The sequence below is a fragment of the Nocardiopsis sp. EMB25 genome, assembly GCF_026797795.1.
Lineage (GTDB): Bacteria > Actinomycetota > Actinomycetes > Streptosporangiales > Streptosporangiaceae > Nocardiopsis > Nocardiopsis lucentensis.
This window is the reverse complement of record NZ_JAMTDN010000001.1, coordinates 1,794,083-1,806,104: the sequence shown is the minus strand read 5'-3', so window position 1 is coordinate 1,806,104 and position 12,022 is coordinate 1,794,083. Positions and strand designations below refer to the sequence as shown.

Here is a 12,022-nt window from a genome sequence, read left to right as displayed (position 1 = left end):
GGGGTGGCCGTCCCGGCGTCGGCGTGTGAGGGTGGGGGGTTCCCAGCGAGGAGGCGCGTGTGAGCGACTGCGTGTTCTGTCTGATCCGGGACGGTCGGGCCCCGGCGAGCCCGGTGTACTCCGATGACCTGGTGCTGGCGTTCATGGACCTGTACCCGGTGACTCCGGGGCACGTGCTGGTGGTGCCGCGTGAGCACGTGGTGGGGTTGGGGGACGTCGATGACGCGGTGGGCGCGCGGATGTGGCGTACGGCCCGCCGGGTGGGTGAGGCGTTGCGGGGCGGCGCGGTGCGTTGTGAGGGGGTGAACCTGTTCCTGGCCGACGGGGAGGCGGCCGGACAGGAGGTGTTCCACGCCCACCTGCACGTGTTCCCCCGGTTCTCGGGTGACGGGTTCTCCGTTCAGGCGGGCTGGGAGGAGGCCGAACGCGCGGTGTTGGACACCCACGCCGAACGGTTGCGCGGGGCGTTGGGCGCGGCCGGGACCTGACCCGGGGAGGGTGGGGCGCGGCGTGTCGTGAGTACGCCTACCCAGAGGCGGTGGGGACGGGTACCGATGCGGCGGGCGGGGGCGCGCTCCTAGGTTCGGTGCATGTTCTTCCTCCTGGTCGGCCATGCGGCGATGGCCCTGCACTTCGCGTTCCTGTCCTTCGTGGTCTTCGGTGGTTTCCTGGCCTGGCGCTGGCCCCGGACGTGGTGGGTGCACCTGGGGGTGGCCGCCTACGCGTTGGGGATCGTGATCGTGGACTGGCCGTGTGTGCTGACCGAGGTCGAGAACTGGTCGCGGGCGCGGACGGGGCGGGCGGTGATGGAGGCGGGGTTCCTCGACCACTACCTGACCGGGACGCTGTACCCGCGTGAGCACGTGCTGACCTCGCGGGTGGTGATCGGTGTGGTCGTCGGCCTGTCGTGGGTGGGGGCGCTGTGGCGGTCCCGTCGGCGCGGCCGGGGGCCGTCCCGGCGCCGATCAGCGCCGGAGGGTCGGGCGCCCCTGGTGTGAAGGGATGGTTTACCGTACGCTGGAAAGCGCTTTCACACGGAAAGGCGGTAACCACCCATGGGTGATCACGTGTTGGGTGTGGCCATGAACGGCGTCACCGGACGCATGGGGTACAGGCAGCACCTGACCCGCTCGATCCTGGCCATCCGCGAGGCGGGAGGCACACTCCTGCCCGACGGAACCCGGGTCATCCCCGAACCGATCCTGGTCGGGCGCTCCGAGCGCAAGCTCCGCGAGATCGCCGAGCGCCACGGGCTCGAGCGCTACTCGACCGACCTGGACGCGGTGCTGGCCGACGACGACGTGTCGATCTACTTCGACGCCCAGATCACGCACGCCCGCGAGGCGGCCGTGCGTTCCGCGATCGCCGCGGGCAAGCACGTCTACGTCGAGAAGCCCACCGCCGGCACCCTGGCCTCGGCCCTGGAGCTGGCCAAGCTCGCCCGCGACGCCGGGGTGCGCAACGGGGTCGTCCAGGACAAGCTCTTCCTGCCCGGCCTGCTCAAACTCCGCCGCCTGATCGAGTCCGGCTTCTTCGGCCGGATCCTGTCGGTCCGCGGCGAGTTCGGCTACTGGGTCTTCGAGGGCGACTGGCAGCCCGCCCAGCGGCCCAGCTGGAACTACCGCGCCGAGGAGGGCGGCGGCATGGTGCTGGACATGTTCCCGCACTGGCACTACATCCTCGAGCACCTGTTCGGCCCGGTGCGGATGGTCACCGCCAAGGTGGCCACCCACATCCCGCGCCGCTGGGACGAACAGGGCAGACCCTACGACGCCACCGCCGACGACTCCGCCTACGGCATCTTCGAGCTGGACGGCGGCGCCATCGCCCAGATCAACTCCTCCTGGAACGTGCGCGTGGCCCGCGACGAACTCGTGGAGTTCCAGGTCGACGGCACCCACGGCAGCGCCGTGGCGGGCCTGCGCGCCTGCCGCGTCCAGCACAGGTCGGCCACCCCCAAGGCGGTCTGGAACCCCGACGTCGAGGACCCGGGCCGCTACCGCGACCAGTGGGAGCAGGTGCCCGACAACACCGAGTTCCCCAACGGCTTCCGCGCCCAGTGGGAGGACTTCCTCAAGCACGTCATCACCGGTTCCCCCTTCCCGCACGACCTGCTCGCCGGCGCCCGCGGCCTCCAGATGGCCGAGGCCGGGCTGCGGTCGGCGCGCACCGGGTCCACCGTCGAACTGGACGAGGTCACCCTGTCGTGAACACCCTGCGCATGCCCACCGCCGACGGCGGTGTGGAGGACTACACGCTCACCGGCGCCCCCGTGGCCACCGCGCCCGTGCCCCCCGCGCGGTCCCGGACGGCCTACGCCGCCGCCCACGTGGTCGCCGACCCCCTGGCCCCCAACGCCCCCGGAGCGCCCGCCCGCCTGGACTGGGACGCCACCCTGGCCTTCCGCCACCACCTGTGGGACCAGGGGCTGGGCGTAGCCGACGCCATGGACACCGCCCAGCGCGGCATGGGCCTGGACTGGGCGGCCACCGCCGAACTCATCCGCAGGTCGGGTGCGGAGGCCGCCGCGCGCGGGGCCGCCCTGGCCTGCGGGGTCGGCACCGACCAGCTCGATCCTTCGCACGCCAGCCTGGAAAGCGTTATCACTGCGTACGGGGAGCAGCTCGACGTCGTCCAGGGCGCCGGCGCCGCACCCGTCCTCATGGCCTCCCGCGCCCTGGCGGCCGTCGCCTCCGGGCCCGACGACTACGCCAAGGTCTACGGCCACCTGCTCCGCCGGGCCGGCCGACCGGTCATCCTGCACTGGCTGGGCACCGCCTTCGACCCCGCGCTGAACGGGTACTGGGGGTACGCCGACCCGGCCGAGGCGATCGAACCGGTGGCCGCCCTCATCGCCGAGCACGCGGAGGGGGTCGAGGGCGTCAAGGTCTCCCTGCTGGACGCCTCCCTGGAGATCCGGCTGCGCCGCCTGCTCCCCGAGGGGGTGCGCCTGTACACCGGCGACGACTTCAACTACCCGGAGCTGGTCCTGGGCGACGAGCACGGCCACTCCCACGCCCTGCTCGGGATCTTCGCCGCCATCGCCCCGGCCGCCGCCCGGGCGCTGGCCGCCCTGGACGAGGGCGACACCGCCCGCTACCGGGCCCTGTTGGGCCCCACCGTCCCCCTGGCCCGGCACCTGTTCGCCGCCCCCACCTTCTACTACAAGACCGGGATCGCCTTCCTGGCCTGGCTCAACGGCCACCAGAAGGGGTTCCACATGGTGGGCGGCCTGCACGGCGCCCGCGACCTGCCCCACCTGGCCCAGGCGGTGCGCCTGGCCGACGCCGCCGGGGTCCTGGGCGACCCCGAACTGGCGGTGGCGCGCATGCGGTCCCTGCTGCGGGTGTCGGGGGTGGACCAGTGAGCACGACCGCCTCCTCCACCCCCTCGGGCGCCGACCGGGTCACCCCCGCCTCCGTGGACCTGCCCTCGGGCCGGCCCGCCGCGGTGCCCACCCCCCGACCGGGGGATCCGGCCCTGTCCCGCCTGTCCCTCAACCAGGCCACCGTCAAGTACTGGAGTCTCGTCCAGGCCGTCGACGGCTGCCTGCGCGCCGGACTCCCCGCCATCGGCGTGTGGCGCGAGCCGGTCGCCGATGTGGGGCTGGCAGGGGCCGCCCGGCTGCTGCGCCGGTCGGGTCTGCGGGTGTCCTCCTACTGCCGGGGCGGGTTCCTGACCGGACCCGACCGGGGCGCGGCCCTGGACGACAACCGCCGGGCGATCGACGAGGCCGCCGAGTTGGGCGCCCCCTGCCTGGTCATGGTGGTCGGGGGACTGCCCGGGGGCGAGCGCGACCTGGCCGCGGTGCGCGAGCGGATGGTCGAGGCCCTGGCCGAGCTGGTGCCCCACGCCCGGGAGCGCGGGGTCCGGCTGGCGTTGGAGCCCCTGCACCCGATGTTCTGCGCCGACCGCGCGGTGCTGTCCACCCTGGGTCAGGCCCTGGACGTCGCCGAGCGGTTCGACGCGGCCGCGGTGGGCGTCGTGGTGGACGCCTACCACGTGTGGTGGGATCCGGCGGTCCACGAGCAGATCGCCCGTGCCGGCGCGGGCGGGCGCATCGCCTCCTTCCAGACCTGTGACTGGGAGTTGCCGCTGCCCGCCGACACGCTGCTGGGCCGGGGCATGGTCGGTGACGGCCACGCCGACGTGCGCGGGCTGCGCCGGGCCGTGGACGCGGCCGGATACACCGGCGACATCGAGGTGGAGATCTTCAACGAGCGGATCTGGGCGGCCGACGGCGACGAGGTGATCGCGACCCTGGCCCGCCGCCACGTGCAGTACGTCCTGTGAGGTTCCCGGGGGCGCGGAGCCCCCGGGGACCAGGGCCCGCCGGCCGGGCGGGCCCTCACACACCGATCACACAGCGCACCTACCGAGGAGCGGTATGAACTTCGACGGAATCCTGTTCTTTCCCCTGACCCCCTTCGATGTCCGGGATCGGGTCGATGAGGACGTGTTGGCCGAGCACGTGGCCTCGGGGGTCGGGCACGGCGCGGGCGGTGTGTTCGCGGCGTGCGGCACCGGGGAGATCCACGCGTTGTCGGCCGCCGAGCACGCGGCCGTGGTGCGGTGCTCGGTGGAGGTCACCGCGGGCCGGGTGCCGGTGGTGGCCGGTGCGGGCGGCAGTGTGGGCACCGCCGTCGAGCAGGCTCGGGCGGCCAAGGAGTCGGGGGCGGACGCGGTCCTGCTGCTGCCGCCCTATCTGGTGGGCGCTCCGCAGAGGGGGCTGGTGGAGTACGTGCGCGGGGTGACCTCGGCGGTGGACGTTCCGGTGATCGTCTACCAGCGCGGGTCGATGGTGTTCACGCCCCAGAGCGCGGTCGAGTTGGCGTCGATTCCGGGGGTGGTGGGGATCAAGGACGGTGTGGGTGATCTGGGGCGGATGCATCAGATCGTGTTGGCGGTGCGTGGGGTGCGGGGTGAGGGGTTCACCTTCTTCAACGGGTTGCCCACGGCCGAGCTGACCGTGCCCGCCTATCGGGCGGTGGGGGTGCCGCTGTACTCCTCGGCGGCGTTCGCGTTCGTGCCCGAGGTCGCCGCCGCGTTCCACACCGCCGTCCGCTCCGGTGACCCGCTGGCCGACACCTTGACGCGCGAGTTCTTCGAGCCCCTGGTGCGGTTGCGCGACCGTGTGCCCGGGTATGCGGTGTCGCTGGTCAAGGCGGGTGCGCGGGTGCGCGGTGTGGACGTGGGCGGGGTGCGTGCCCCGTTCGTGGATCCCACCGCCGAGGAGGAGGCGGCTCTGGCCGCGCTCGTGGAGGCCGGTCTGTCGCTGGTGAAGGAGGGCTGAGCGGCGTGCGTGTGAGCGAGGTGTCCGCGCGGGCCCACCGGTTGCCGCTGCACCGGGCGTGGGACGGGGGCGTGGACCGCAACGATCTGGTCGTGGTGCGGGTGCGTACCGACACCGGGCTGGTCGGGACGGGGTTCGCGTGGACGCCGCTGATCGGTGCCCGGGCGGTGGAGGCGCTGGTCAACGACGACTGTCCGGCGGTCCTGGTGGGGCGGGAGGCCCATCCGGCGCGGTGGGAGGAGTTGTGCTGGCATCTGCGTGAGGCGGGCACCAGTGGTCTGACGCTGATGGCCGTGGCGGGTGTGGACATCGCCCTGTGGGATCTGGTGGCGCGGTTGGCCGGGGTGAGTCTGGTGGACCTGGTGGGCCGGCGGCGGGACGAGGTCCGGGCCTACGGCAGCGGGGTGAATCTGGACTATCCGCTGGCGGATCTGCTGGAGCAGGTGCGGGGGTGGGTGGCGGCCGGTCATCGCGCGGTGAAGATCAAGGTCGGGTCCGCGGACGTGGGCCGGGACGTGGAGCGGGTCGCGGCGGTGCGGGAGGTGTTGGGTCCGGACCGGTTGTTGATGGTCGACGCCAACCAGCGGTGGGACGTGCCGGCGGCGGCCCGGGCGCTGTCGGCGTTGGAGCCGTTCGACCCGCACTTCGTGGAGGAGCCGTTGGTCGCGGGGGATCTGGCGGCGCACGCGCGTCTGCGGGAGCGGACGGGTGTGCCGTTCGCGGTGGGTGAGAACCTGCGCACGGTGGAGGAGTTCGAGAGGGCGGTGGAGTTGGGGGTGTGTGACGTCGCCCAGCCCAACGTGGTGCGGGTGGGCGGGGTCACGCCGTTCTTGAGGATCGCGGAGTCGATGGCGCGTCGGGGTGTGCCGGTGGCTCCGCACCTGTTGCCCGAGCTGTCGGGACAGTTGGCGTTGTGTCTGCCCCGGGTGGCGATGGTCGAGGACGTCGACCGGGCCTCCTTCGCCGCGCTGGGTGCGTTGGCCCGTCCCAGCGGGGTGGAGTTCGACGGGGGGTGGGTGCGCGCCGACACCGGGCTCGGCCACGGTCTGGTGTTCTCCGACACGCTCGCCCCGGTCGTGTCCGCCTCCCGCTAGCGGCGGCGGTGCGACCGGTGGGCCGGGGTGTCCCTCGCGTGGGGGCGGCTCCGGCCCGCTTCGTGGGGGTCGGGTCAGGAGGCGTCGTGCGCGGTGGTGTCGGTGCGGTCGAGGTAGTGCGAGAGTTCGGCTCCGGCCGCGAGCATGGCGCGGGAGCGCCGGGTGAGGTCGGCCCGCCAGGTGCGCAGGGCCTCGTCCAGTGCGGCCACCCCTCCGGCGTTCCTGACCTGCTCGGTGATGGTGGCGATGTGGGCGAGGGGGTGGCCGCCGCGCCGTAGCTGGTGGGCGAGGTGGGCGTCGCGGACCGCGTCCGGGGGGTAGTGGCGGTGGCCGGTGGCGGGGTCGCGGTCGGGGCGCAGGATGCCGGCCTTCTCCCATTTGCGGAGGGTGGCCGGGCGGATGTCGAGCTGGTGGGCCAGGGCGCCGATGGTCGGGGGGCGCCGGTGTGCCGGGGTGGGGGGCTCGCCCGTGGTGAGGTCGTCCAGGGCGGTGGTGACCTCGTCGAGGGTGGTGCGGTCGCGCAGGGCCCGGACGTGGCTCTGGTCGACGAGGCGCAGGACGGTGTCGTGGTCGCCGGTGTTGGCGGCCCGCATGATCGCGGCGGCGGTCTGGTGTCCGTGTCCGGCGCGCAGGGCCAGGAAGGCGCGCAGCGCCTGGGCGTGGGTCGGGGTGTACTGGCGGAACCCGTGGTCGGTGCGCGGGGCGGCGGGCAGGATCCCGTCGTCCTCGTAGTTGCGGACGGCCTGGGTGGACAGGCCGTGTTCGCGGGCCAGGTCGACGGGCCGGAGCCGGTCGCGGTGCGGCATGGTTCACCTCGGGTTTGAGGTTTTGTCATTGGTTTTCGTGCTTGTCATGGTGAAAGTCTCCACCGAAGGTTCAAGGATACGGTCGAAGATGTTGTCCGCGATCTTCGGAGGTTCACGATGTCGGTGTCATCTGCTGTCCGCCCGCTGGGACCGCCCTCCGGGGGGTCGGGTCTCGTCTCGGGGTTGGACGCCTTCCTCGGCTCCGTGCGGTGTCGGCCGCGGCTCCTGGGGTTGGGCGAACCCACCCACGGTGTGGAGGCCTTCCCCCGTCTGCGCAACCGGGTGCTGCGTCACCTGGTGGAGCGGTGGGGATACCGGTCGATCGCGGTCGAGAGCGACTGCCTGGCGGCGCTGGCGGTCGACGCCTACGTGCGAGGAGGTGACGGTGACCTGGACGAGGTCCTGTCGACCGGTTTCAGCCACGGCTACGGTGAGCAGGCCGCCAACCGGGAGCTGCTGGAGTGGATGCGCGCGTACAACGGAGGGCGGGAACCGGCCGACCGGGTCGGGTTCCACGGGTTCGACGGCCCGCTCGAGATGTCGGGGGCGGCCAGCCCGCGCACCGCTCTGGCCGGGTTGCACGCCTATCTGGCGGCTTACGTGGATCCGGGCCGGATCCCGCACGGGTGGGAGAACGTGGACGCGCTGCTCGGTGACGACGGGGAGTGGACCGAACCCGCGGCGATGATGGACCCCGGCCGGTCGATCGGTGCGGGCGAGCGGGCGCGGGAGTTGAGGATCGTCGCCGACGACCTGGCCGGGCTCCTGTGGTCGGAGGCTCCGGAGCTGGTGGCGTCCGGTTCCCGTGAGGAGTACCGGCGGGCGTGTCTGTTCGGGCGTACCGCTCGGGGCCTGCTGCGGTACCACGCGGTCATGGCGGACTCCTCGGTCGGCCAGGCCAGGCGTCTGGGGCGGTTGGGGGGAGCCAGGGACGCCATGATGGCCGACAACCTGCTGGCCCTCGTGCGCGCCGAGCGGGACCGGGGGCCGACGCTGGTGTTCGCCCACAACCAGCACCTGCGGCGCGAGCGCGCCGCGATGACCATGGCGGGGTCTCAGGTGGGGTGGTGGTGTGCCGGGGCGGTCGCGGCGACGACCCTGGGCGAGGAGTACGCGGTGATCGCCGCCGACACCGGGACCGCCCCCTGGCCGGGGTTGGAGGACCCCGGTCCCGACACCGTGCGGGGGGTGCTACGGGAGGCGACGGAGGGCGAGGCGCTGTTCGCCGCCGATCGGGTGGCGGCCGTCCTGGACGGGCGGGGCGGGGCCACGGCGTCGGACACCGCGCGGGACTACCGCTACTTCCCGCTGGGCCTGGCGGACCTGGGCGGGGTCGACGCGGTGGCCTTCCTGGAGGACGCGGCGTCCGGGACCGGGTGACGTGTTGGCCGGGGGCCAGCGGCGACCGCTGGCCCCCGGCCTGTGTCACCACAGGTTGGTGGTGTGGGCGCCGACCAGGTCACGCACGTGCGCGAGGACCTCCTCGGCGGGTCGGGGGGCGAGTCGGCGTCCGTCGCGCAGGCGCAGGGCCAGGTGGTCGTCGGCCGCCTCGCGGGCTCCGACGACCGCTTGGTAGGGGATCAGCCGGGCCTGGCGGATCCGGGCGCCCAGGCTGCCGCGTTCGGGGTCCAGGACCTGGGCGCGCAGTCCGTGGTCGGCGCACCTTCGGGCGACGGCGCGGGCGTGGTCGTGCTGGTCGGAGGAGACCGGCAGGACGGCCACCTGGGTGGGGGCGAGCCAGGCAGGGAAGGCGCCGCCGTGCTGTTCGATCAGGTGCGCCACGGCCCGCTCCACGCTGCCGACGATGCTGCGGTGCACCATGACCGGCCGGTGCCGGGCGCCGTCCGCGCCGACGTAGCGCAGGTCGAAGCGCTCGGGCTGGTGGAAGTCGACCTGGACGGTGGACAGGGTGGACTCGCGGCCGGCGCCGTCGGTGACCTGCACGTCGATCTTCGGCCCGTAGAAGGCGGCCTCGCCCTCCTCGGCGTCGTGGGGCAGGCCGAGGCCGTCCAGGACCCGGGTCAGCAGGTCGGTGGAGCGGCGCCACAGTTCGGGGGAGTCGACGTACTTGCCTCCGGGGCCGGGGAGTGAGAGCCGGTAGCGGGCCGGGGTGATGCCGAGGGCGGTGTGGGCCCGCCGGATCATTTCCAGCGCGGCCGCGGTCTCGTCGGCGACCTGGTCGAGGGTGCAGAAGATGTGCGCGTCGTTGAGTTGGATGGCCCGCACGCGGCTCAGTCCGCCGAGTACTCCGGACAGCTCGGAGCGGTACATGCCGCCGAGTTCGGCGATGCGCAGGGGCAGGTCGCGGTGGCTGTGCGGGTGGGACCGGAAGATGAGCGCGTGGTGCGGGCACAGGCTGGGCCTCAGGACGACCTGTTCGGAGCCCAGCTCCATCGGCGGGAACATGTCGTCGCTGTAGTGCGACCAGTGGCCGGAGATCTCGTACAGTTCCCGTTTTCCCAGGACGGGTGAGTACACGTGTTGGTATCCGGCGCGCCGTTCGGCGTCGCGGACGTACTCCTCCAGGGTGTGGCGTACGGTCGCTCCGTCGGGCAGCCAGTAGGGCAGTCCGGACCCGATCAGCGGGTCGGTGCCGAACAGACGCAGTTCGCGGCCGAGCTTGCGGTGGTCGTGCACGGTGGTCTCCTCGCGTTCGGCGGGCGAGTGACCGGACGACCAAGCCCCGGGGCACTCGCCCCGGGGCTTGGTGTGAGAACAGGTGTCAGCGCGCCGGGACTGGGTCCGGCGTCGTCGTGACGGTGGCGCGCTGCTGCATGGTGGACACGGTAGCAAAGACCGTTCAGCGCGTGGGCGGCGCCGTGCTGGCGCGTTCGACGACCTGGCCCTGGACGATCACCACGCGCGGTTCTTCGCTGGGTTCGCCGTCCAGTGCCAGCATCGCGGCCCGGCGGCCGATGTCCTCCAGGGGGAGGCGCACCGTGGTCAGGGCCGGGGTGAGGTCGCGCAGGGTGGGGATGTCGTCGAAGCCGGCCACCGACAGGTCCTCGGGGACGCGTAGCCCCAGGTCGCGCAGGGCCGCCATCGCGCCGGTGGCCATGACGTCGTTGACCGCGAACAGGCAGGTGGCGTCGGTTCCCATGGTCATGAGGCGGCGGGTGGACTCGTAGCCGCCGTCGCGGGTGAAGGCGCCGTGGACCACGTTGTGGTGGGCCAGTTCCAGTCCGGCGGCCGACAGTGTCGAGTGGAACCCGTCCAGGCGTTCGCGGGCGGTGCGCAGGTCGGTGGGTCCGGCCAGGATCGCGAACTCGCGGTGGCCCTGGGCGATGAGGTGGCGGGCCAGGTCGGCCGCCCCGGTGTGGTTGTCGGGGCAGATGGTGTCGGCGGGCAGTCCCTGTTGGGACACGCACGCCACCCGGCCGCCCTGTTTGCGGAACGCGCTGATCTCCTCGGCCAGGCGCCGGTTGCTCCCCTCGTCGGTGGAACGGGATCCGACCAGGACCACCGCGCGTGCCCGGTGGGCTCGCAGGGTGGCCAGGATCTGGTTCTCCTTGTGGGGGGAGCGGCTGGTGGTGCCCAGGACCAGGACCAGTTCCTGTTCTTCGGTGTGTTGGGTGACGCCCGAGGCGATCGAGGAGAAGTAGGGGTCGGCGATGTCGTGGACGATGAGACCGACCAGTGAGCTGCTGTTGCGGGCCAGGGTCTGTGCTGAGGCGTTGGCCAGGTAGCCCAGTTCGCGTGCGCTGGTGGTCACTTTGTCGCGCAGGCGCTGGCTCACCTGTCGGGTGCTGCCGTTGATCACCCTGGAGGCCGTGGCCAAGGAGACCCCGGCGTGCTGGGCGACCTGTTCCAGTGTCACGTAACCGGACTCCACGCCGTTTCGCCTCCTGCTGCGCGCCACCTTGGAAAACTCTTTCCCTTGTAGCGTAGCGGAGTCGTGCCCGCTGCTTACGGACGGTCGGTCGCCGCGTGGGCGGGCATCTGGTGGCGCCAGGTGCGGGTGGGGTTCCAGCCCAAGGCGGTGCGGGCCTTGTCCGCGGAGAAGGCCGACCGGCCGTCGGCCAGGGCGGGGGCGGCGTCGGTGGTCGCGGGGTGGTGGCGCGGGAGCAGGGTGTGGATCGGTTCTGTGGCCAGTGGGTCGGGCGCCACGGCGTTGAACACCTGGCCGCCGGTGACCTTGTCGGGGTTTTCCACCACGAGCGCGAACAGCTCGGCGGCGTCGCGGGCGTCCACGTAGTTGAACAGCGACGTGGCGGCCAGGGCGGGGTCGGCCAGGCGCTCGGCCATGGTGTGTCCCTGCTGTGTGGCCGCGCCGGCCCACTCCTCGGGGGCGACCACGTACCCGGGCCGTACGCACGAGAGGACGCAGTCGTCGGCGGTGCGGGCCAGTGTGCGCACGGTCTGCTCGATGATGGCCTTGCTCAGCCCGTAGGCGTGCCAGGGCTCGACCGGGTGGTCCTCGTCCAGCGGCAGGTAGCGGGGCCGCCAGGAGGGGGTGTTGTACCCGTAGACGGTGGGGCTGGAGGCGGCCACGGCCGAGTGCGCGCCGTGGGCCACCGCCCCGGACAGCACCGCCCACGCCAGGCGGGTGTTGACCGACAGGGTGTCCAGGTCGGGGTGGGTGAAGGGCACCGCGATGCCGGCCAGGTGGACGACGGCCTCGGGGCGGGCCCGGGTGAGAACGTCCTCGCGGGCGGTTTCGTCGAGCAGGTCGGCGACGATCCCCTCCACTCCGGGGTCGGGGGAGGGGGAGGTGTCGGCTGAGACGACGTGGTGGCCGCGTTCGGTCAGGGTGGCCACGACACTGCGGCCGAGCCGTCCCGAGCCGCCGGTGACGAGGACGCGCATGGGCGCCGCCTTCCTGGGTGTGT

12 protein-coding genes are annotated in these 12,022 nt (G+C 72.9%); 8 read left to right on the top strand and 4 right to left on the bottom strand.

Translation table 11 applies throughout. The features are described 5' to 3' along the window. Nucleotides 1-59: 59 nt before the first annotated feature. The 7 genes from KIK06_RS07860 to KIK06_RS07830 all read left to right on the top strand — a co-directional run bounded on the left by KIK06_RS07860 (nt 60) and on the right by KIK06_RS07830 (nt 6,387). On the top strand, nt 60-488 hold the full coding sequence (locus KIK06_RS07860; RefSeq protein WP_017601399.1) for an HIT family protein: 429 nt from the start codon (nt 60-62) through the stop codon (nt 486-488). A gap of 102 nt (nt 489-590) precedes the next feature. Then, nucleotides 591-998, top strand: a complete 408-nt coding sequence (locus KIK06_RS07855) for a DUF2784 domain-containing protein (RefSeq protein ID WP_268642607.1) — start codon at nt 591-593, stop codon at nt 996-998. A 57-nt stretch (nt 999-1,055) separates the two neighbouring features. Continuing rightward, complete coding sequence (locus KIK06_RS07850; RefSeq protein WP_268642606.1) at nt 1,056-2,210, top strand: Gfo/Idh/MocA family protein; 1,155 nt, start codon at nt 1,056-1,058, stop codon at nt 2,208-2,210. Beyond that, a complete protein-coding gene (locus tag KIK06_RS07845) occupies nt 2,207-3,367 on the top strand; it encodes a dihydrodipicolinate synthase family protein (RefSeq protein WP_268642605.1) in 1,161 nt (386 codons plus the stop codon). The genes KIK06_RS07850 and KIK06_RS07845 overlap by 4 nt, the downstream gene beginning before the upstream one ends. Then, nucleotides 3,364-4,293: a sugar phosphate isomerase/epimerase family protein gene (locus KIK06_RS07840; protein ID WP_268642604.1), complete on the top strand. Its 930-nt coding sequence runs from the start codon at nt 3,364-3,366 to the stop codon at nt 4,291-4,293. Before KIK06_RS07845 ends, KIK06_RS07840 begins: the two co-directional genes overlap by 4 nt. A gap of 94 nt (nt 4,294-4,387) precedes the next feature. Further along, a complete protein-coding gene (locus KIK06_RS07835) occupies nt 4,388-5,293 on the top strand; it encodes a 5-dehydro-4-deoxyglucarate dehydratase (RefSeq protein WP_268642603.1) in 906 nt (301 codons plus the stop codon). 5 nt (nt 5,294-5,298) lie between these two features. Continuing rightward, complete coding sequence (locus KIK06_RS07830) at nt 5,299-6,387, top strand: mandelate racemase/muconate lactonizing enzyme family protein (RefSeq protein ID WP_268642602.1); 1,089 nt, start codon at nt 5,299-5,301, stop codon at nt 6,385-6,387. A 74-nt stretch (nt 6,388-6,461) separates the two neighbouring features. Here KIK06_RS07830 and KIK06_RS07825 read toward each other — a convergent pair whose 3' ends face one another. Further along, nucleotides 6,462-7,193 (bottom strand): MerR family transcriptional regulator, encoded by a 732-nt coding sequence (locus tag KIK06_RS07825; protein WP_268642601.1) that lies wholly within the window; start codon nt 7,191-7,193, stop codon nt 6,462-6,464. Between the two features lie 123 nt (nt 7,194-7,316). Here KIK06_RS07825 and KIK06_RS07820 point away from each other — a divergent pair, with 123 nt between their 5' ends. Next, entirely contained in the window at nt 7,317-8,573 is a 1,257-nt protein-coding gene (locus KIK06_RS07820; protein ID WP_268642600.1) for an erythromycin esterase family protein, read from the top strand. A 45-nt stretch (nt 8,574-8,618) separates the two neighbouring features. Here KIK06_RS07820 and thrS read toward each other — a convergent pair whose 3' ends face one another. From thrS to KIK06_RS07805, 3 genes are all read right to left on the bottom strand, one after another. Next, nucleotides 8,619-9,986: a threonine--tRNA ligase gene (thrS, locus tag KIK06_RS07815; RefSeq protein WP_268642599.1), complete on the bottom strand. Its 1,368-nt coding sequence runs from the start codon at nt 9,984-9,986 to the stop codon at nt 8,619-8,621. Between the two features lie 7 nt (nt 9,987-9,993). After that, on the bottom strand, nt 9,994-11,025 hold the full coding sequence (locus tag KIK06_RS07810) for a LacI family DNA-binding transcriptional regulator (protein WP_017601413.1): 1,032 nt from the start codon (nt 11,023-11,025) through the stop codon (nt 9,994-9,996). Nucleotides 11,026-11,099: 74 nt separating this feature from the next. Beyond that, nucleotides 11,100-11,999, bottom strand: coding sequence for an NAD-dependent epimerase/dehydratase family protein (locus KIK06_RS07805; RefSeq protein ID WP_268642598.1), 900 nt, complete (start codon nt 11,997-11,999; stop codon nt 11,100-11,102). Between the last annotated feature and the right edge of the window lie 23 nt (nt 12,000-12,022).